Origin of the sequence: Mesorhizobium sp. Root552 (assembly GCF_001427285.1) — a bacterium.
In the GTDB taxonomy this organism is placed as follows: Bacteria; Pseudomonadota; Alphaproteobacteria; order Rhizobiales; family Rhizobiaceae; genus Mesorhizobium.
This window is the reverse complement of record NZ_LMFV01000056.1, coordinates 25128-43276: the sequence shown is the minus strand read 5'-3', so window position 1 is coordinate 43276 and position 18149 is coordinate 25128. Positions and strand designations below refer to the sequence as shown.

General features: G+C 61.9%; 19 protein-coding genes. 10 read left to right on the top strand and 9 right to left on the bottom strand.

The window, feature by feature from the left end:
• Positions 1–436: 436 nt before the first annotated feature.
• Positions 437–868, bottom strand: coding sequence for a MarR family winged helix-turn-helix transcriptional regulator (locus tag ASD50_RS17850; protein ID WP_056244742.1), 432 nt, complete (start codon positions 866–868; stop codon positions 437–439).
• 120 nt (positions 869–988) lie between these two features.
• Here ASD50_RS17850 and hmgA point away from each other — a divergent pair, with 120 nt between their 5' ends.
• The 3 genes from hmgA to ASD50_RS17835 all read left to right on the top strand — a co-directional run bounded on the left by hmgA (position 989) and on the right by ASD50_RS17835 (position 4002).
• Complete coding sequence (gene hmgA, locus ASD50_RS17845) at positions 989–2302, top strand: homogentisate 1,2-dioxygenase (protein ID WP_056244741.1); 1314 nt, start codon at positions 989–991, stop codon at positions 2300–2302.
• A gap of 107 nt (positions 2303–2409) precedes the next feature.
• Positions 2410–3423 (top strand): fumarylacetoacetate hydrolase family protein, encoded by a 1014-nt coding sequence (locus tag ASD50_RS17840; protein ID WP_056244060.1) that lies wholly within the window; start codon positions 2410–2412, stop codon positions 3421–3423.
• 42 nt (positions 3424–3465) lie between these two features.
• Complete coding sequence (locus ASD50_RS17835) at positions 3466–4002, top strand: DinB family protein (RefSeq protein ID WP_056244057.1); 537 nt, start codon at positions 3466–3468, stop codon at positions 4000–4002.
• An 18-nt stretch (positions 4003–4020) separates the two neighbouring features.
• Here the strand turns inward: ASD50_RS17835 and hppD are convergent, their stop codons facing one another.
• On the bottom strand, positions 4021–5133 hold the full coding sequence (gene hppD, locus ASD50_RS17830; protein ID WP_056244738.1) for a 4-hydroxyphenylpyruvate dioxygenase: 1113 nt from the start codon (positions 5131–5133) through the stop codon (positions 4021–4023).
• A 140-nt stretch (positions 5134–5273) separates the two neighbouring features.
• Between hppD and ASD50_RS17825 the strand changes: the two genes are divergently transcribed.
• Positions 5274–5738, top strand: coding sequence for an Lrp/AsnC family transcriptional regulator (locus ASD50_RS17825; RefSeq protein ID WP_056244053.1), 465 nt, complete (start codon positions 5274–5276; stop codon positions 5736–5738).
• A 23-nt stretch (positions 5739–5761) separates the two neighbouring features.
• On the opposite strand, the gene ASD50_RS17820 is transcribed toward ASD50_RS17825, so the two are convergent.
• From ASD50_RS17820 to aztA, 5 genes are all read right to left on the bottom strand, one after another.
• Entirely contained in the window at positions 5762–5989 is a 228-nt protein-coding gene (locus ASD50_RS17820) for a hypothetical protein (RefSeq protein ID WP_056244050.1), read from the bottom strand.
• Positions 5990–6023: 34 nt separating this feature from the next.
• The gene (locus tag ASD50_RS17815; protein WP_056244047.1) at positions 6024–6362 is read right to left on the bottom strand and encodes a TIGR01244 family sulfur transferase; all 339 of its coding nucleotides are present in this window, start codon (positions 6360–6362) and stop codon (positions 6024–6026) included.
• Positions 6363–6493: 131 nt separating this feature from the next.
• Positions 6494–7468 (bottom strand): zinc ABC transporter substrate-binding protein AztC, encoded by a 975-nt coding sequence (aztC, locus tag ASD50_RS17810; RefSeq protein ID WP_056244044.1) that lies wholly within the window; start codon positions 7466–7468, stop codon positions 6494–6496.
• A gap of 19 nt (positions 7469–7487) precedes the next feature.
• The gene (gene aztB / locus ASD50_RS17805) at positions 7488–8363 is read right to left on the bottom strand and encodes a zinc ABC transporter permease AztB (protein WP_056244042.1); all 876 of its coding nucleotides are present in this window, start codon (positions 8361–8363) and stop codon (positions 7488–7490) included.
• The gene (gene aztA / locus ASD50_RS17800) at positions 8360–9169 is read right to left on the bottom strand and encodes a zinc ABC transporter ATP-binding protein AztA (RefSeq protein ID WP_056244736.1); all 810 of its coding nucleotides are present in this window, start codon (positions 9167–9169) and stop codon (positions 8360–8362) included. The genes aztB and aztA overlap by 4 nt, the downstream gene beginning before the upstream one ends.
• Before the next feature lie 216 nt (positions 9170–9385).
• Between aztA and ASD50_RS17795 the strand changes: the two genes are divergently transcribed.
• Entirely contained in the window at positions 9386–9727 is a 342-nt protein-coding gene (locus ASD50_RS17795) for a RidA family protein (protein ID WP_056244039.1), read from the top strand.
• Between the two features lie 104 nt (positions 9728–9831).
• Here ASD50_RS17795 and hutC read toward each other — a convergent pair whose 3' ends face one another.
• Entirely contained in the window at positions 9832–10575 is a 744-nt protein-coding gene (gene hutC, locus ASD50_RS17790; protein WP_056244036.1) for a histidine utilization repressor, read from the bottom strand.
• 18 nt (positions 10576–10593) lie between these two features.
• The gene (locus ASD50_RS17785; protein ID WP_056244034.1) at positions 10594–11952 is read right to left on the bottom strand and encodes a formimidoylglutamate deiminase; all 1359 of its coding nucleotides are present in this window, start codon (positions 11950–11952) and stop codon (positions 10594–10596) included.
• Positions 11953–12037: 85 nt separating this feature from the next.
• Here ASD50_RS17785 and hutI point away from each other — a divergent pair, with 85 nt between their 5' ends.
• From hutI to ASD50_RS17760, 5 genes are read left to right on the top strand one after another with little or no spacing between them, the layout of a single operon-like run.
• The gene (gene hutI, locus ASD50_RS17780) at positions 12038–13279 is read left to right on the top strand and encodes an imidazolonepropionase (protein ID WP_200952435.1); all 1242 of its coding nucleotides are present in this window, start codon (positions 12038–12040) and stop codon (positions 13277–13279) included.
• The gene (hutH, locus tag ASD50_RS17775; RefSeq protein ID WP_056244031.1) at positions 13276–14820 is read left to right on the top strand and encodes a histidine ammonia-lyase; all 1545 of its coding nucleotides are present in this window, start codon (positions 13276–13278) and stop codon (positions 14818–14820) included. Before hutI ends, hutH begins: the two co-directional genes overlap by 4 nt.
• Positions 14817–15635 (top strand): N-formylglutamate deformylase, encoded by an 819-nt coding sequence (gene hutG / locus ASD50_RS17770; RefSeq protein ID WP_056244028.1) that lies wholly within the window; start codon positions 14817–14819, stop codon positions 15633–15635. Before hutH ends, hutG begins: the two co-directional genes overlap by 4 nt.
• Positions 15636–15660: 25 nt before the next feature.
• The gene (hutU, locus tag ASD50_RS17765) at positions 15661–17337 is read left to right on the top strand and encodes a urocanate hydratase (protein ID WP_056244025.1); all 1677 of its coding nucleotides are present in this window, start codon (positions 15661–15663) and stop codon (positions 17335–17337) included.
• A gap of 3 nt (positions 17338–17340) precedes the next feature.
• A complete protein-coding gene (locus tag ASD50_RS17760; protein ID WP_056244023.1) occupies positions 17341–17928 on the top strand; it encodes a HutD family protein in 588 nt (195 codons plus the stop codon).
• Positions 17929–18149 lie beyond the last annotated feature (221 nt).

Below are 18149 nucleotides of genomic sequence, written 5' to 3'. Positions count from 1 at the left end.
AACCCGTGGCGGCAGGAGACGCATTTCGTCTGATCGTCGCGACAGGGTGAGCCCATCGGACGATCTTGGGACCGGTCGACTGGATGACAGACACCGGACGGGCGGCCGCGAGGCCGCATACTTTACCTAAACGAGCGACCGAACGGCCGCCCGTCTTCCCGACCTGCGCTTCAAMGGCAAAGGTCAGTTCTTTGACAATGGCCAGACGGATGAGAATCCGGGCGTGGTGATGAATAAGTATGTGGCGACCTGCCTTCTCCCCTTGTGGGAGAAGGTGCCTGAACGAAGTGAAGGCGGATGAGGGGTATCGTCTAGCTGGAACACCCCTCGTCCGACCTCGCTAACACTCGGCCACCTTCTCCCACAAGGGGAGAAGGGAAGTGCGCGCAAGCACCCGCCAGCCACGAGCATAGCGAGGGCTTTCAGCCGCCAAGCCTCAACCGAACTTCCGTTCCAACGCGGCAAGACCTGCCGTCAGCGCTGTCTGTTCGGATGTCGTAAGCCTGCCGAGCATCTGCTGCTCGAACGCTTTTGCGAGCGGCACCATGTTCCGATAGGCTTCGGCACCCGCCTTGGTCAGGGTGAGATGTTCGAGACGCCGGTCTGAATCGTCCTGCCGGCGTGCCAGCCAGCGACGTCGCTCCAGTTCCGCAACGGCCCGCGAAACCATCGTCTTGTGCATGGCAGACTGTTCTCCGAGCGCCGACGCTGTCATGGTGCCGTGCTGGCCAAGCCCCGCCAGCACGCGCCATTCGGGGCGGGTGAGCCCGAAGTGATCCTTGTAAAGCCTTGAAAAATCTCGGCTGACAAGATCGGCGAGATGATAGAGCCGATAAGGCAGAAATGTTTCCAGGTCGAGAATTTCCATCGCCATCTGGCCCTGCTTCCGGTTCGCACGTCATGATTGCCGATGCCGTTGATAGTTACAAAATAGATAGTTACGAATGCAACCAGTTTGGTGAGAATCTTGATCGCCACGGAGGATGCAATGGCTTTTTCCTATATGCCCGGTTTCGGCAACGACTTCGAAACGGAGACGCTGGCCGGTTCACTGCCGCAAGGCATGAATTCACCACAGCGACCCGCCTACGGCCTCTACGCCGAGCAATTGTCGGGTTCGCCGTTTACCGCCCCGCGCGGCACCAATGAGCGCTCATGGCTCTACCGCATTCGCCCGAGCGTGAAGCACACCGGGCGCTTCAAGGGTGTCGGTTACCCGCATTGGAAAACAGCGCCGAATGTCGGCGACCATGAGCTTGCGCTCGGCCAATACCGCTGGAACCCGGTGCCGATGCCGGCAGAGCCGACGGACTTCGTTTCCGGCATGCGGTCGATCACCACGGCAGGCGATGCGCTCGGCCAATCCGGCATGGCGGCGCACATCTATGTCGCCAACAAATCGATGGTGGACGACCATTTCTTCAACGCGGACGGCGAGCTGCTTGTCGTGCCTCAGGTGGGGCGGCTGAACTTCGTCACCGAAATGGGCGTGATCGAGATGAAGCCCGGCGAAATCTGCGTCCTGCCGCGCGGCCTCGTCTTCAAGGTCGAGCTGGTGGACAAGGAAGTTCGCGGCTATGTCTGCGAAAATTACGGGGCCAAGTTCACCATGCCCGACCGCGGGCCGATCGGCGCCAACTGCCTTGCCAATCCGCGCGATTTCAAGACGCCATGCGCGTGGTTCGAGGAAAAGGAAACGCCTTGCCGGCTGATCGTGAAATGGTGCGGTTCGTTCCACGTCACCGAACTTGGCCAATCGCCGCTCGATGTGGTGGCGTGGCATGGCAACTATGCGCCGTACAAATATGATCTTGCTACATTTTCTCCAGTCGGCGCAATCCTGTTCGATCACCCTGATCCATCGATCTTCACCGTGCTGACCGCACCAAGCGGCGAAGACGGCACGGCCAATGTCGACTTCGTGATCTTCCCGCCGCGCTGGCTGGTGGCTGAAAACACCTTCCGGCCGCCGTGGTATCACCGCAACATCATGAGCGAATTCATGGGCCTGATCCACGGCCAGTACGACGCCAAGGAGGAAGGCTTCGTTCCCGGCGGCATGAGCCTGCACAACATGATGCTGGCGCATGGCCCCGATGCACCCGGTTTCGAGAAGGCGTCGCGGGCGGACCTGAAGCCGGTGAAGCTCGACAATACCATGGCCTTCATGTTCGAGACCCGGTTCCCGCAGATGCTGACGCGCTACGGCGCCGAACTGCCGACACTGCAGGACAACTACATCGACTGCTGGAGCGACCTGAAGAAGCGCTTCAACGGCACGCCGGAAGGCGACTGGAGCTGACGCCCGCACCGGTTGTCTGCGGGAAACAAAATCGACAGCTTGACGGCGACGCCTGCGGGGCGTTGTCATGGATTTTCGCGGAAGCCGCGAACGGGAGAGGAGCCCTTATGAAGCTTGCAACGTTGAAGGATGGGTCGCGCGACGGAAAACTGGTCGTCGTTTCGCGCGATCTGACGCGCTGTACCGATGCGTCGTATCTGGTGCGAACGCTGCAAGCCGCATTGGACGATTGGGCCCGCATCGCGCCACATCTTGAAACGCTTTCGGAATCGCTGGAAGGCGGCGCAGTGCCTTCTTCCCGCTTTCACGAACATGAGGCGCATTCGCCTTTGCCGCGCGCCTACCAGTGGGCGGACGGTTCGGCCTACGTCAATCATGTCGAACTGGTGCGCAAGGCGCGCAAAGCCGAGATGCCGGCCAGCTTCTGGACCGATCCGCTGATGTATCAGGGTGGTTCCGACAGCTTCATCGCGCCGCGCGACAGCATCCGCATGGCGGATGAGGCATGGGGGATCGACATGGAGGCAGAAGTCGCGGTCATCGTCGATGATGTGCCGATGGGTGCCAGCCTTGCGCAGGCACGCGATGCGATCCGCCTGGTCCTGCTGGTCAATGACGTATCGTTGCGCGGCCTGATCCCGGCGGAACTCGGCAAGGGTTTTGGCTTCTTCCAGTCCAAGCCTTCGTCGGCCTTCTCGCCGGTTGCGGTGACGCCGGATGAACTTGGCGATGCCTGGGATGGCGGCAAGGTTCATCTGCCGCTCGCCGTCGACCTGAACGGCAAGCCGTTCGGCCGCGCCAATGCGGGCGTGGACATGACCTTCGATTTCCCGACGCTGATTGCCCATGCGGCCAAGACGCGTCCGCTGGTTGCCGGCAGCATCATCGGATCGGGCACGGTTTCCAACAAGCAGGGCGGCGGCGCGGGCAAGCCGGTGAGCGCTGGCGGCGCCGGCTATTCCTGCATCGCCGAGATGCGCATGGTGGAAACGATCGAAGGCGGTGAGGCCAAGACGCCGTTCCTGCATTTTGGCGACACGGTGCGCATCGAGATGAAGGATGCATCGGGTCGTTCGATCTTCGGCGCCATCGAACAGAAGGTGGAGAAGCACGAAGGCTGAGCCTGCGGCCACGGGCGGCGGTGGTTTTCAGAGGACCGGCAAGTGACCTTGATCGACCATTTCCGCCGGATGGCGCGCAACAATCTATGGTCGAACGACCGCCTCTATCGCGCCGTCCTGGCACTCGGGCCGGGCGAATTCGAGGCAGAGCGCACCGGCTTCTTTCCCTCGATCAAGGCAACGCTCAACCACATCCTCGCGGTCGATCATCTCTATCTCGATTTCCTGGAAGAGGGGGCGCTTGGCGCGGCTGCGTACGATGATTTTGTTCCGTTTGCGGATGCAAATAGGCTGGGCTATGCACAGGCGGCGACCGACCGACGGTTGCTGAAATTCTGCCAAAGCATCGATGAGGCGGCGCTCGACCGGCAGGTTGCGACCGACCGGCGCGAGGACGGAAAAATCCCGGAGCGTATCGGCGGTTTGCTGGCGCACCTGTTCATCCACCAGGTCCACCATCGCGGACAGGTGCATGCCATGCTGTCCGGAACGTCGGTAAAGCCGCCGCAGCTGGACGAATTCTTCCTCGACTACGACCTGAAGCTGAGGCGAGGAGAGGTCGAGCGGCTCGGTCTGTGAGCCGCCCGAAAGGTCGGTCTACTCTGCCGCCTGAACCTTGATGACGCCGCGGCGGATCTGGTCTTCCTCAATGGATTCGAAAAGGGCGCGGAAGTTGCCTTCGCCGAAGCCTTCGTCGCCCTTGCGCTGGATGAACTCGAAGAAGATCGGGCCAATGACGGTTTTGGAGAATATCTGCAGCAGGATCTTGGTCATGCCGCCGTCAACGACGCCTTCGCCGTCAATGAGAATGCCGTGCTTCTTCATGCGCTCGATCGGTTCGTCGTGGCCGGTAACGCGGTCGAGGCTCTTTTCGTAGTAGGTGTCGGGCGGGCCGGGCATGAATTTCAACCCGTTGGCGTCCAGCCTGTCGGTGGCGTCGTAGATTCCGTCCGTGCCGACGGCGATGTGCTGGATGCCTTCGCCCTTGTATTTTTTCAGGTATTCGACGATCTGGCTCGTCTCGTCCTTGGACTCGTTGAGCGGGATGCGAATCTTGCCGCACGGCGAGGTGATGGCGCGGCTGACGAGACCGGTGATGCGGCCGTCAATGTCGAAATAGTGGATCTGCCTGAAGCCGAACAGATCGCGGTAAAAATCCCACCACTTGTCCATGTTGCCGCGGTAGACGTTGTGGGTGAGATGGTCGAGGTAGTAGAAGCCGACGCCAACGGGTTTCGGATTTCGCGCGCCGAGCCATTCGAACTCGTCATCATAGGCCGAGCCTTTTGCCCCGTATGTCTCGACGAAATAGATCAGCGAGCCGCCGATACCGATGATGGCCGGCACGTTGAGTGCCTTGTCGTCAGCCAGATAGGGCGTCGCGCCCTTGGAGACGGCGTGCTCGAAGGCATGCTTGGCATCGACAACGCGCCAGGCCATCGAGGCGGCGCACGGGCCGTGCTCGTCCACGAACTTCATCGCATGCGAACCGGGCTCGGCGTTGACGATGTAGTTGATGTCGCCCTGCCGCCAGACGGTGATGTTCTTCGCTTTGTGCTTTGCAACGGGCGTGTAGCCCATGCGGGCAAAAAGCTCGGCGAGCTTTTCCGGTTCGGGATGGGCGAATTCGACGAACTCGAAGCCGTCGGTGCCAGCCGGGTTCGCTTCGCTGATCTTTGCGGGCGGGGCGTCGTGCGGGAAGGGACCCATGGCATATCCTCCAATGCGGATGCGGCCCGACAGGACCATTTCGTGCATTGTAGCTCCAAGAACGCGCACGGTGCTTGCATTCGCGCGCTTCAAATGATGATATTTCGCATGATTTGTGTATAAAATGCGGACATTGCGCGATGGATGAGCGGATCGATCAGTTTGATCGCAAGATATTGGCGCTTCTTCAGGAAGATGCGCGGCTTACCAACAATGACCTGTCGGAGCGGGTGAACCTGTCGCCGTCGCAATGTTCGAGGCGGCGGCAGCGGCTGGAAGAGGACGGCTATATTCGCGGCTACCGCGCCATGCTCGACCGCGACAAGCTTGGCTTTTCGCTGGTCAACGTCATTTCGGTGACGCTTGCCACCCACAACCGCGACAATGCAAGGCGCTTCGGCGAACTATTGGCGCGGCTGCCGGAAGTCCAGGAGGCGCATGCGCTGACCGGTGAGATGGATTACATCTTGAAGGTCGTGACGCCGGACCTGAAGTCGTTGTCGGAATTCGTCAACGGCGTGCTGCTGCCGCACGAATCCGTACAGCATGTGAAGACCGCGATCGTGTTGGAAACACTGAAGGAAACCGGCGCACTGCCGATTTGATAGCGCCGACTATCGCATGAGCGTCAGGCGAAGCCTACCGCGACGCCCTTCTTCCTGAAGTACGATTGCATCAGCTTGCGGCCCTGACGGTTCGGCTGGGCAAGCTTGCTTGTCTCGAAGGTGGCTTCCTTCACTCCCTCGCGAGCCATCGCGCCTTTGAGCGCGCCGATACGGGCGTCAAGTTCCTCGTTGTCGTTCTGGAGGGAGGTATAGATGGCCTCAATGGCCTCGGCGACAGTCGTGTCGGTCATTATCAAATCCATATTGCGCGGGCGTTTTCGGAACTCAACTCTTCATCTGCTGGATCGCAGCGAACAGGTTGGTGCAGCGCGTTCCCGAACGGCAGTAGGCGAACACGGGACCCGGCAGTTCATCGAGCGCCGCAGCCTGATCCACGACATTGTCAGCGGTCATCTGGCCGCTGATGACCGGAATGTAGCGGAAGGTCAGCCCTGCTGCTTCCACTGCGGACTGGATGGCGTCATGCGAGGGCTGGCCGGGCTGTTCGTCGTCCGGGCGGTTGCAGATGACGCTCTTGAAGCCGGCGGCCTTGATGGCGGCGACCTCGTCCGGCGCAATCTGGCCGGAGACCGAATAGTCTTCACTGATCTGGCGGATATCCATGTTCGTCCTCGTGATCCTTCGCCTGCGCGCGTTTCGGCGCAGTCTTGCCACTCCCCGTAGCGGGGATCAATGACGAAATCCGGACCGGGGAAAACTTTGCTGCCGCAGCGGGCCGCGGCAGCAAATGGTGCTCAGCTTCCAGCAATCGTGCCTTTGATCTCACCGAGGTTGTTTTGCATCATGTCGACATAGGTGGCGGCGGGACCGTCTGCTGGCGACAAGGCGTCGGAATAGAGGATGCCGCCAACCTTGATGCCGGTTTCGCTTGAGATCTGCTCAATGAGACGCGGGTTCGAGATGTTCTCGACGAAGATCGCCGCCGCGTGCTGCTGCTTCACCTGCTCGATCAGCCTGGCGACATCCGCCGCGGAGGGCTCGGCATCGGTCGAAACACCTTGCGGCGCGAGGAAGGTGAGGCCGTATTCATGCTCGAAGTAGCCGAAAGCGTCGTGTGAGGTGATCACGACGCGCTTGGCCTGCGGGATCGCGTCGATGGTCCGGCGAATTTCCGCATCGAGAGCGTTCAGCTTTGTCGTGTAAGTATCTGCATTGGCTTTATAAATTTCACAACCGTCTGCATCGGCGGCACAGAATGCGTCGGCGATGTTCTTGACGTAGACCGTGGCGTTGCGGACAGACTGAAATGCATGCGGATCGACCGGGCCGTGGTCGTGGCCTTCGTGCGTTTCTTCATCCGCATGGTCTTCGTGCGTTTCGGCTGCCTCGCCATCCGCTTCCTCGGCAAATTCAGGCTTGAATTCGATGGAAGCGACCCCCTTGGTCAGTTCGACAACGGCTGCCTTGGTTGCACTGGCATCGACCAGTCGCTTCAGGAAGCCTTCGAAATGCAGGCCGTTGACCAGCACCACATCTGCCTTGGCCATAGCGACGGCATCGGCAGGCTTGGGCTCATAGACATGCGCGTCGCCGTCCGGGCCGACAAGCGTCGTGACCTCGACCCTGTCTCCGCCGACATTCTTTGCGAAATCGCCGATGATGGAGAAGCTTGCCACCACCTTGAGCGGCTCCGCTGAGGCCAGCGACGGTGCAGCCGCAGTAAATGTTATAACACTCATAGCCAAGGCGGCACGGAAAACCTTCAGCATTGGCAAAACTCCTTTAGGATCAGGCTGTTCTGTGGCGGTGATGGACGATACGGGCGCGCAGCGCTCCGCGTGTCCCAAACAGGACGGATACGAAATAAACGACGCCGGCGGCGAGGATGATGGCCGGCCCTGACGGCAACGAGGCATGGTAGGACAACAGCAGTCCCGCAACGCATGAAGCAAAGCCAATGACCACGGCCAGCACGCACATTGGCTCGACGCGGCTTGCCCAGAAGCGGGCTGCGGCAGCGGGCAGCATCATCAGGCCGACTGAGAGCAGAGTGCCAAGCGCCTGAAAGCCGCCGACAAGGTTGAGCACGACCAGACCGAGAAAGACGAAGTGGACGGGGGTGCCGAAGCGGCTGACCGAGCGCAGGAAAAGCGGATCGAGGCACTCCGCCACCAAGGCGCGCCAGAAGACGGCGAGACCAGCCAGCGTGACCACCACAATACCGCCTATCAGCGCCAGCGCCTCGTCGTTGAGGGCCAACACGGTGCCGAACAGGACGTGCATGAGGTCTACGCTGGAGCCACGGACCGAAACCAACAGCACGCCAACGGCGAGCGAGATGAGGTAGAACGCAGCCATGGAGGCGTCTTCGCGCTGGATGGTGAAGCGAGAGACGGCACCGGCGCCCAAGGCGACAACTGCGCCGGCAATCAGGCCGCCGACGGTCATCGGCAGGATTTCAAGTCCGTAGAGGAGAAACCCGGCAGCAGCTCCCGGCAATATGGCATGAGCCATGGCATCGCCGGTCAGGCTCATGCGCCTCAGCATGAGGAACACACCGACAGGGCAGGCGCCGAGCGACAACAACAGGGAGCCGAGCAAGGCGCGCTGCATGAACGCGAAATCGACAAAGGGCGCGACCAGCAGGTCATATAGGACGCTCATGATGCCGCCTTGACGTCATGGTGGTGATGATGGTGCGCATCGCCATGATGATGCTCATGCGAATGCCCATTTTCGGAAGGCTCACACCAAGGCGCATCATCTTCCCAGGCCTCGTGGAAGCGGCGCGCGCGCAACAGGTTTTCCGGATGCAGTGTTTCGAGCGTGCTGCCCCATGCCACCGGCCGGCGGGCAAGCAGCAGCGTTTCAGGGAAATTCTGTCGTACAAGCTCAAGATCGTGGGCCACGACAAGGATGGTGCGGTGTTCGCCATGCCATTGCTTGATAAGCGCGATCAGGTCGCCCACGGTCTTGGTGTCGACCGCATTGAATGGCTCATCCAGCAGGATCAGGTCCGCGTCCTGGACCAGCACGCGGGCAAACAGCGCCCGCTGCAACTGGCCGCCGGACAAGGTGTCGATCGGACGCTTTTCGAAGCCCGCGAGGCCGACGGCTTTCAATGCCTGGCTTACCGAGGCCCGGTCCTCGGAGGTGTGCCTGCCGAGCAGGCCGCGCTTCGGCCACAGGCCGAGAGAAACAAGATCGACAACACGGGCAGGAAAGGACCGGTCGAGTTCCGATTGTTGCGGCAGATAGGCGATGCGCGTTCCTTGCGCCTTGGACACGCTGCCGGCCATCGGATTCAGCACGCCGACAATGCCTTTCATCAGCGTCGATTTGCCGGAGCCGTTCGCGCCGACGACCGCCGTCAACGAACCCTTTTCCACGATGCCGTCAAGATGATGCACAGCCGGGTGGCTGCCGTAGCCGAGGGTAAGGTCGCGAAAGGTGAGGCAGGCCTGCGTCATCTGGTCCAGCAGATTTGTTGAGGTAGGCATTGGGTATGTGATGTTATTACATTTGTCAACGATGCAGACGTCGAAACCAGAGCAGAATCACAGGGAACTCTTCATCCAATCTGAATAGTCATTGCGGCATTCGGGACTTGCCCCACAGCGATGCAGTATCTACACAGGCGCTTCCTGAAGCCTGACCGGGCACAATCAAGTGAAGAGGAAAGAAGCATGAGCATTCGCCGCATCGAAGTTGGTCCGCGCATGAGCCAAGCCGTCATCCACGGCAATACCGTTTACCTTGCCGGCCAGGTCGGCGAAGGCGAGGGCGTCGAGGCCCAGACCAAGGATATCCTGGCTTCGATCGACAAGCTGCTGGCAGAGGCCGGCACCGACAAGACCAAGATCGTTCAGACGATCATCTGGCTGGCCGACATGAACGACTTCGCCGCGATGAACAAGGCTTGGGATGCCTGGGTTCCGCAGGGTCACACCCCGGCGCGCGCGACTGGCGAAGCCAAGCTCGCCGCCCCGAAGTACAAGGTGGAAATTATCGTCACCGCCGCAATCTGACAAGGCATCGGACCGAGAACCGGAATACGGTTTTCGGAGCATCCGACCCTGTTCCAAAGCGATGAGCCGGCTCCATGCTTCCAGGTGGATGTATGGGGCCAGATTCAGGTCTGCGAGGGGGTAAACCTGGCCACCAGCGTGTGGTTGTCGGCCGCATAGGTGAAACGGACGTGAGTGACCGGCTGGCCGGCACTCCACGTGCGCCGCTCAACGACAAGGCAAGGCGATCCGACGGCAATGTCGAGCACAGCTGCCGTTGCCTTGTCCGCCGCCGTTGCACGAATGCGATGCTCTGCGCTGTTCCAGGGCACACGTGCTACCAGCCACGGACCGGGGGCGACGTCGAGGAAGCTTTCCTCGGCGGCTTCGGGCACCGCCTGCAAGCTTATGACGCGATCTTCCAGGCAGAACGGACGCTTGCCGGCGAAATGCAGGCCCTCCAGCACCAGAACCTGTTCCGGCGTATCCAGGCCGAGCAGCGCCCGGTCACCCTGATTGCCTTTCCTCTCGCGCCGGGACACGCGCTCGTAACGGTAGGGCAGGCCAAGCGCTTCGACCTCAACCCGGATATCGTGGATTTCCAACACGGCGGCCTGCGATTGCGGACGGCGCACGAAACTGCCGGAGCGGCGCCTGCGCTCGATAAGGCCGGCCTTTGCAAGCTGCGAAAGCGCCTTGTTCACGGTCATCCGCGAGCAGTCATATTGCTCCGTAAGCTCGTGTTCGAAGGGAATGCGATGGCCCGGCGGCCATTCGCCCGACAGGATGCGTTCGCTGATATCGGCCAGGATGCGCTGGTGCAGCGAGGTCGCTTCGCCGCCGGTCTCGTCTGTTTCAGATAGGGCCATTGCGCATCCAGAATTCGATTATCTTGCCGAAAGCTTGTTCATCACGTCTCGGAAGCGCGTCGCAATCGCGTCGCGCCGCACATGCCTGCCGTTACTAACCTGCTTTTTGCCATGAACCCATACGCAATCGACCTTGGTGGCATTGGCGAAGACCCATGCATCCAAAATGGCGTCGCCGGTTTTCCCGGCAAGAGACACTGAACCGGCATCGAGCGAGACAAAATCAGCGGGGCCGCCCACGGCCAATTGGCCAGACGCGGCACCCAGCGCCGCAGCGCCGCCGTCCAGCGCGGCATCGAAAAGCGCGCGGCCATTCGAGTGACCGGGCGCGGCAAGCACGTTGCGGGCGCGATGGAACAGGCGCTGCGAATATTCGAGCTGGCGCAACTCGTCGGGCAGGCCGATGAGGACATTGGAATCGGACCCGACCCCGAAACGGCCGCCATGCTGCATGAACAGCGGCGCCGGAAATGTGCCGTCGCCAAGATTGGCTTCGGTGATCGGGCAAAGGCCGGCTATGACGCCAGTTTTCGCCATGCCGATCGTCTCCGCTTCGGTCATGTGCGTGGCGTGGATGAGGCACCAGCGCGAATCCATGCTGGCGTTGGCAAGCAGCCATTCCACGGGGCGAGCGCCGCTCCAGGCAACGCAATCGTCCACCTCCTTGGTTTGCTCGGCAACATGGATATGGACCGGCGTGTCGGGCGAGAGGTTGGCCACTTCTGCAAGCTCCGCCGGGGTGGCGGCGCGCAGACTGTGGGGCGCAACGCCCACCACAGCACGGTCTAACCGCTTGACCGCCTCTTGCGCCTTTTCAAAAAGACGGCGGAATTGGCTGATATCATTGATAAAACGTCGTTGTCCTTCATTGGGAGCCGCGCCGCCGAAGCCGGAATGCGCGTAGAACACCGGCAACAATGTCAGGCCGATGCCGGTGTCCGCTGCCGCGGCTGCGATGCGCTCGGCCATTTCGGCAATATTGGCATAAGGCCGGCCATCGAGATCATGGTGGAGATAGTGGAACTCGCCGACGCGCGAAAAGCCTGCCTCCAGCATCTCGACATAAAGCTGGGCTGCGACCGCGTCGACCTGGTCCGGCGTCATCGACAGCGCGAAGCGATACATGACTTCGCGCCAGCTCCAGAAACTGTCCGCTCCCGGACCGCGCGTTTCGGCCAGGCCCGCCATGCCGCGCTGGAAGGCGTGGCTGTGCAGGTTCGGCATGCCGGGCAGGACAATGGCGTGGCGTTCATCGGTAGGAGCGGGGCTGGCATCTGTCTCCACGCTGGCCAAACTGCCGCCCGCGACGCTGAGACGAACATTATGTCGCCAGCCATCCGCCAGCAGGGCCTGTTCCGCAAAAACCGACGTCGTCATTCCGTCTCCCCGAATCTTCACAGTGTGTCACGATATCACTTGCGTGTCGCTGCAATATGTATATACATAACAACCAAGGAAAGAAATGGGAAAGATGATGGCCGGCACGGAGAAATCAGGCGAGCATCCGCGCATCTGGCGTAATGCGCGACTGGCTACCATGGCCGGGCCTTCAGGCGGGCTTGGCATTGTCGAGCACGGCGCCGTCTCCGTCGCCAATGGGCGCATCGTCTATGCCGGCCCGGAAGCTGGAATGCCTGCCGCGCCTTCAAACGCGGAAACGATCGATTGCGGGGGCCGCTGGATCACCCCGGGCCTGATCGACTGCCATACCCACCTTGTCTATGCGGGAAACCGCGCCAACGAATTCGAGATGCGGCTGGCAGGCGCGACCTATGAGGAGGTTGCGCGGGCAGGGGGCGGCATCGTCTCCTCGGTCAAGGCATTGCGCGCCGCAAGCGAAGACGAGCTGGTGGCGCAATCGCTGCCGCGTCTCGACGCCTTGATGGCCGAAGGCGTGACCACGGTCGAGATCAAGTCGGGCTACGGCCTTGACCGCGACAACGAGGCCAAGGCGCTGCGCGCCGCGCGCCGGGTTGGCGGGGAACGAGCCGTTGCCGTCAAGACGAGTTTCCTCGGTGCGCATGCGCTGCCGCCAGAGTTTGCCGGCAACAAGGACGGCTATATCGACAGCGTCGTGAAAGACATGCTGCCTGCGATCGCGGCCGAAGGCCTGGCCGACGCGGTGGACGGCTTCTGCGAAGGCCTTGCCTTTTCGCCGGAGCAGATCACCCGCGTTTTCGATGCGGCCAAGGCGGCGGGACTTCCGGTCAAGCTCCATGCCGACCAGCTTTCGAACCTGCATGGTGCGGAGTTGGCGGCACGCTACGGCGCGCTTTCGGCCGACCATCTGGAATACACCGACGAGGCGGGCGCTGCGGCCATGGCCAAGGCCGGGACGGTGGCTGTCATCCTGCCGGGAGCGTATTATTTCATCCGCGAGACGAAGAAACCGCCGATCGACCTGTTCCGCGCTCATGGAACAAGGATGGCGGTGGCGACCGACAGCAACCCCGGCACCTCGCCGCTGACCTCGCTGCTGCTGACCATGAACATGGCTGCGACGCTGTTTGGCATGACGGTCGATGAATGCATTGCAGGCGTGACGCGTGAAGCGGCAAGGGCGCTCGGCGTGCTTGGCGAAACCGGCACACTGGAAGCCGGAAAATGGGCCGATCTTGCCATCTGGGACATCGAGCGGCCCGCGGAACTCGTTTATCGCATGGGGTTCAACCCGCTTCATGCGCGCATCTGGAGGGGACAATGACGGAACTGATGTTGAAACCGGGCAGTGCAACGCTTGCCGACTGGCGCGCGATCTATCGCGGCGCGGTGCCGAAGCTCGACCCGGCCTGCAAGCCGAAGATCGAGGCAAGCGCGCAGGCCGTGGCGCGCATCATCGCCAAGGGCGAGCCGGTTTACGGCATCAATACGGGTTTCGGCAAACTGGCCAGCGTGCGCATCCCGGCCTCCGACCTCGAAACCTTGCAGCGAAACATCGTGCTGTCGCATGCCGCCGGCGTTGGCGAGCCGATGCCGGTTGCCGTCGTACGGCTGATGATGGCGCTGAAGCTCGCCAGCCTGGCGCAGGGCGCTTCGGGCGTACGCCCGCAGACGGTCGAATTGCTCGAGGCCATGCTGGCGAACGACGTCATCCCCGTGGTGCCGTCACAGGGCTCGGTCGGGGCGTCGGGCGATCTTGCGCCCTTGTCGCATATGACAGCCGTGATGATCGGCGTTGGCGACTGCTTCACGCCGCATGGCCGTTTTCCGGCGCAGGTCGCGTTCGTATCGCATGGGCTGGAGCCGGCGGTCCTGGGCGCAAAGGAAGGGCTGGCGTTGCTCAACGGCACCCAATTCTCGACGGCCTTTGCGCTGGCCGGCCTGTTTGAAGCCGAAGTACTCTACCAGTCAGCGCTCGTGGCAGGCGCGCTTTCGACGGACGCCGCGCGCGGCTCCGATGCACCATTCGACCCGCGCATCCATCTTTTGCGCAAGCATCGCGGCCAGATCGAAACGGCCGACACGCTGCGCAATCTGATGGCAGGAAGCGCCATCCGTGAATCGCATCGCATCGGCGACGAGCGCGTGCAGGACCCGTACTGCCTGCGCTGCCAGCCGCAGGTGATGGGCGCTGCGCTCGACGTGCTGCGCAAGGCGGCCGACACGCTGGAAACGGAGGCCAACGGCGTCACCGACAATCCGCTGATCTTCGCCGAGGACGACACCGCGCTTTCAGGCGGCAACTTCCATGCCGAGCCGGTGGCATTCGCAGCCGACATGATCGCGCTTGCGGTCTGCGAGATCGGCTCGCTGTCGGAACGGCGCATCGCCATGCTGGTTGACCCGGCGCTGTCGGGCATGCCGGCTTTCCTGACGCCGAAGCCCGGCCTCAACTCCGGGTTCATGATCCCGCAGGTGACGGCGGCAGCGCTTGTCTCGGAAAACAAACAGAAAGCCTATCCGGCCAGCGTCGATTCCATTCCGACCTCGGCCAACCAGGAAGATCACGTTTCGATGGCCGCGCATGGCGCGCGCCGTCTGATCGGCATGATCGAGAACGCGACGGCTGTCATCGGCATCGAACTTCTGGCTGCGGTGCAGGGCTGCGATTTCCACCAGCCGCTGGCTTCAAGCGGACCGCTGGAAGCCGTGCGCAAGCTGGTTCGCGCCGAGGTGCCGCATCTCGATACCGACCGCCACTTCCATCCCGACATGGAAAAGGCGATCGCGCTGGTGCGCAGCGAAGCGGTCATCAAGGCGGCAGGCTCGGTTGCGTTGCCGGCGATTTCGGGGGCTCGCCAATGACCAACCCGAACTGGTTGACCATCAGGCGCGGCGACGCGCCACTGGTGGTCAGCATGCCACATACGGGAGCCGACCTGGCGGACCACGACAAAAGGCTGGTGTCGCCGTGGCTGGCGCGGCGCGATGCCGACTGGTGGATCGACAGGCTCTACGATTTTGCAGCGGACCTCGGCGCGACGGTGGTGCACACCGCGATTTCGCGCACGGTGATCGACGTCAATCGCGATCCGTCAGGCGCATCGCTCTATCCGGGGCAGGCGACGACCGAGCTTTGCCCAACGACGACTTTCGACGGCGACCGGCTCTACAAAGAGGAGCAGGAACCCGACGACGCTGAAATCGCGCAACGCCGCGCCACCTACTACGACCCTTATCATGCTGCACTTGAAGCCGAGATAGCGCGGTTGCGCGCGCTGCATCCCCACATCGTGCTTTACGATTGCCATTCGATCCGTTCGGTTATTCCCCGGCTGTTCGAGGGGCGTCTGCCGCTCTTCAACCTCGGCACCAACAGCGGCAAGAGCGCCGATGCAAAGCTGCAGGATGGCGTTGCGGCGATCATGACGGAGACCGGGCGCCCTTCGGTTGTCAACGGCCGTTTCAAGGGTGGCTGGATTACCCGCCATCATGGACGCCCCGAGGTCGGCGTTCATGCGCTTCAAATGGAACTGGCCTGCCGGGGTTACATGCTGGAGCCGAATGGGCGCGTCGATGCGTCCAGCTGGCCGACGCGTTACGATCCGGAATTCGCCGCGCCAATGCGCGCCACGCTCACCAAAATCCTCGAAGCCGCGCTTGCCTGGGCGCGCGGCTGACGACACCATTTTATCGGAGGCATCCATGACCACGCACACCCGTATCGACAATGCCCGTGTAATCCGCGCCGCCACCGGCACCGAGCTTTCAGCCAAGAGCTGGCTGACGGAAGCCCCATTGCGCATGCTGATGAACAACCTCGATCCAATCGTCGCCGAAAAGCCTGGCGAGCTGGTGGTCTATGGCGGCATCGGACGCGCTGCCCGCGACTGGGAAAGCTTCGACCGCATCGTCGCTGCTTTGAGGGCGTTGGAAGAGGACCAGACGTTGCTGGTTCAGTCCGGCAAGCCAGTCGGCGTCTTCCGTACCCACAAGGACGCGCCGCGCGTGTTGATCGCCAATTCCAACCTCGTGCCGCACTGGGCCAATTGGGATCACTTCAATGCCCTCGACAAGAAGGGCCTGATGATGTATGGCCAGATGACCGCCGGCTCATGGATCTACATCGGCTCCCAAGGCATCGTTCAGGGCACTTACGAAACCTTCGTCGAACTTGGCCGTCAGCATTATAACGGCGACCTTTCGGGCCGCTGGATCCTCACCGCCGGCCTCGGCGGCATGGGCGGCGCGCAGCCGCTGGCCGCGACGATGGCTGGAGCCTCGTGCCTTGCCGTCGAATGCCAGCCAAGCCGCATCGAGATGCGCCTCAAGACCGGCTATGTCGATGTCCAGGCCAAGGATCTCGACGACGCGCTGGCGATCATCGACAAGGCCTGCAAGGAAAAAAAGGCGATCTCCGTCGCGCTTCTGGGCAACGCCGCCGACGTCTTCCCCGAACTGGTCAGGCGCGGCGTGAAGCCCGATGCCGTAACCGACCAGACGTCGGCCCACGATCCGGTCAATGGTTACCTGCCGCAGGGTTGGACGGTGGCCGAGTGGGAGTCAAAGCGTGAGCGCGACCCGAAGTCGGTCACGAGCGCGGCCAAGAAGTCGATGGCCGCCCATGTGCGCGCCATGCTCGACTTCCACAAGATGGGCATTCCAACCGTCGACTATGGCAACAACATTCGCCAGATGGCGCTGGAGGAAGGGGTCGAGAACGCGTTCGATTTCCCCGGCTTCGTCCCGGCCTACATTCGTCCGTTGTTCTGCCGCGGCATCGGCCCGTTCCGATGGGCGGCGCTGTCGGGCGATCCGGAGGACATCTACAAGACCGACGCCAAGGTGAAGGAACTGCTGCCCGACAACAAGCACCTGCACAACTGGCTGGACATGGCCAAGGAACGCATCCATTTCCAGGGCCTGCCGGCGCGCATCTGCTGGGTTGGGTTGGGCGACCGTCACCGCCTCGGCCTTGCCTTCAACGAAATGGTCGCCAAGGGCGAGCTGAAGGCTCCGGTGGTTATTGGCCGCGATCATCTGGACTCCGGCTCGGTGGCTTCCCCGAACCGCGAAACCGAAGCGATGAAGGACGGTTCCGATGCCGTATCGGACTGGCCGCTGCTCAATGCGCTTTTGAACACCGCTTCCGGCGCAACCTGGGTATCCCTGCATCACGGCGGCGGCGTCGGCATGGGCTTTTCCCAGCACTCGGGCATGGTCATCGTCTGCGACGGCACGCAGGATGCGGCACGACGCATCGAGCGCGTTTTGTGGAACGACCCGGCGACCGGTGTCATGCGCCACGCGGATGCCGGCTACGACATCGCCATCCAGTGCGCAAAGGAGCATCAGCTCAATCTGCCGGGCATACTGGGCTGACAGATGCAGGTTCTGCGCGCGGACACCTATCGTTCGATGCCGTGGAAGAACGGCGGCGGGCTGACGACGGAAATCTTCGTCTCGCCCGCCGGTGCCGGGCTGGATGATTTTGACTGGCGTCTATCCATGGCCAAGGTCGAAAGCGGCGGCCCTTTCTCATCGTTTGCCGGCATCGACCGCACACTGTCCGTGCTGGAAGGCGAGGGGATCAGTCTCTCGATAGGGGGTAAGGCACCTGCCAAACTGGTCAGGGCTTCGCCTCCATTGCCTTTCCCGGCGGACGTTTCGACCGATGCCGAGCTGATCGACGGTCCGATTGTCGACCTGAACGTCATGTCGCGCAGGGGACGATGTGGCCATTCGGTTGAAAGAATTGAGCTTTTCGGGGCGATGAATATCGACCCATGCGCAAGAACCGTCCTCTTGTTCAGTCTTCAAGGGGGCGTCGAAGTTCACGTTTCGACTCATTTCGAACTCAGGCCACGTGATACGGTCATTCTGACGGCGGCTGATGCTCCGGTCCGGCTTGAATCGCGGCAAGCCTCGACGCTGTTCGTCATCCGGATTCACGAAATCTCTGGCGGTCGTTAACGCCTGTAGCCAAGCGTCACTGCAATAGGGCGAAATAGCCCGCCTGACGCCGTATCGAACACGAAAAAGCCCCAATCCTTTCCTTTCGATCCGCCCGGTTCGTGCAGAAAGCGCGAGCTCAAAGGTTGTCGGGGGGACAACGCCTGCTATTGTCTGTCAGGATGCTGATACGACCTCATTCGGCTTTTGCTGCGATGCAACCAATCGCATTTGAACCGGTT

What these genes read in the sequence shown, in the direction of transcription:
- ASD50_RS17850 (WP_056244742.1), bottom strand. Translation starts at nt 868, where the DNA reads ATGGAAATTCTCGACCTGGAAACATTTCTGCCTTATCGGCTCTATCAT.
- hmgA (WP_056244741.1), top strand. Translation starts at nt 989, where the DNA reads ATGGCTTTTTCCTATATGCCCGGTTTCGGCAACGACTTCGAAACGGAG.
- ASD50_RS17840 (WP_056244060.1), top strand. Translation starts at nt 2,410, where the DNA reads ATGAAGCTTGCAACGTTGAAGGATGGGTCGCGCGACGGAAAACTGGTC.
- hppD (WP_056244738.1), bottom strand. Translation starts at nt 5,133, where the DNA reads ATGGGTCCCTTCCCGCACGACGCCCCGCCCGCAAAGATCAGCGAAGCG.
- ASD50_RS17825 (WP_056244053.1), top strand. Translation starts at nt 5,274, where the DNA reads ATGGATGAGCGGATCGATCAGTTTGATCGCAAGATATTGGCGCTTCTT.
- ASD50_RS17820 (WP_056244050.1), bottom strand. Translation starts at nt 5,989, where the DNA reads ATGACCGACACGACTGTCGCCGAGGCCATTGAGGCCATCTATACCTCC.
- ASD50_RS17815 (WP_056244047.1), bottom strand. Translation starts at nt 6,362, where the DNA reads ATGGATATCCGCCAGATCAGTGAAGACTATTCGGTCTCCGGCCAGATT.
- aztC (WP_056244044.1), bottom strand. Translation starts at nt 7,468, where the DNA reads ATGCTGAAGGTTTTCCGTGCCGCCTTGGCTATGAGTGTTATAACATTT.
- aztB (WP_056244042.1), bottom strand. Translation starts at nt 8,363, where the DNA reads ATGAGCGTCCTATATGACCTGCTGGTCGCGCCCTTTGTCGATTTCGCG.
- aztA (WP_056244736.1), bottom strand. Translation starts at nt 9,169, where the DNA reads ATGACGCAGGCCTGCCTCACCTTTCGCGACCTTACCCTCGGCTACGGC.
- ASD50_RS17795 (WP_056244039.1), top strand. Translation starts at nt 9,386, where the DNA reads ATGAGCATTCGCCGCATCGAAGTTGGTCCGCGCATGAGCCAAGCCGTC.
- hutC (WP_056244036.1), bottom strand. Translation starts at nt 10,575, where the DNA reads ATGGCCCTATCTGAAACAGACGAGACCGGCGGCGAAGCGACCTCGCTG.
- ASD50_RS17785 (WP_056244034.1), bottom strand. Translation starts at nt 11,952, where the DNA reads ATGACGACGTCGGTTTTTGCGGAACAGGCCCTGCTGGCGGATGGCTGG.
- hutI (WP_200952435.1), top strand. Translation starts at nt 12,038, where the DNA reads ATGGGAAAGATGATGGCCGGCACGGAGAAATCAGGCGAGCATCCGCGC.
- hutH (WP_056244031.1), top strand. Translation starts at nt 13,276, where the DNA reads ATGACGGAACTGATGTTGAAACCGGGCAGTGCAACGCTTGCCGACTGG.
- hutG (WP_056244028.1), top strand. Translation starts at nt 14,817, where the DNA reads ATGACCAACCCGAACTGGTTGACCATCAGGCGCGGCGACGCGCCACTG.
- hutU (WP_056244025.1), top strand. Translation starts at nt 15,661, where the DNA reads ATGACCACGCACACCCGTATCGACAATGCCCGTGTAATCCGCGCCGCC.
- ASD50_RS17760 (WP_056244023.1), top strand. Translation starts at nt 17,341, where the DNA reads ATGCAGGTTCTGCGCGCGGACACCTATCGTTCGATGCCGTGGAAGAAC.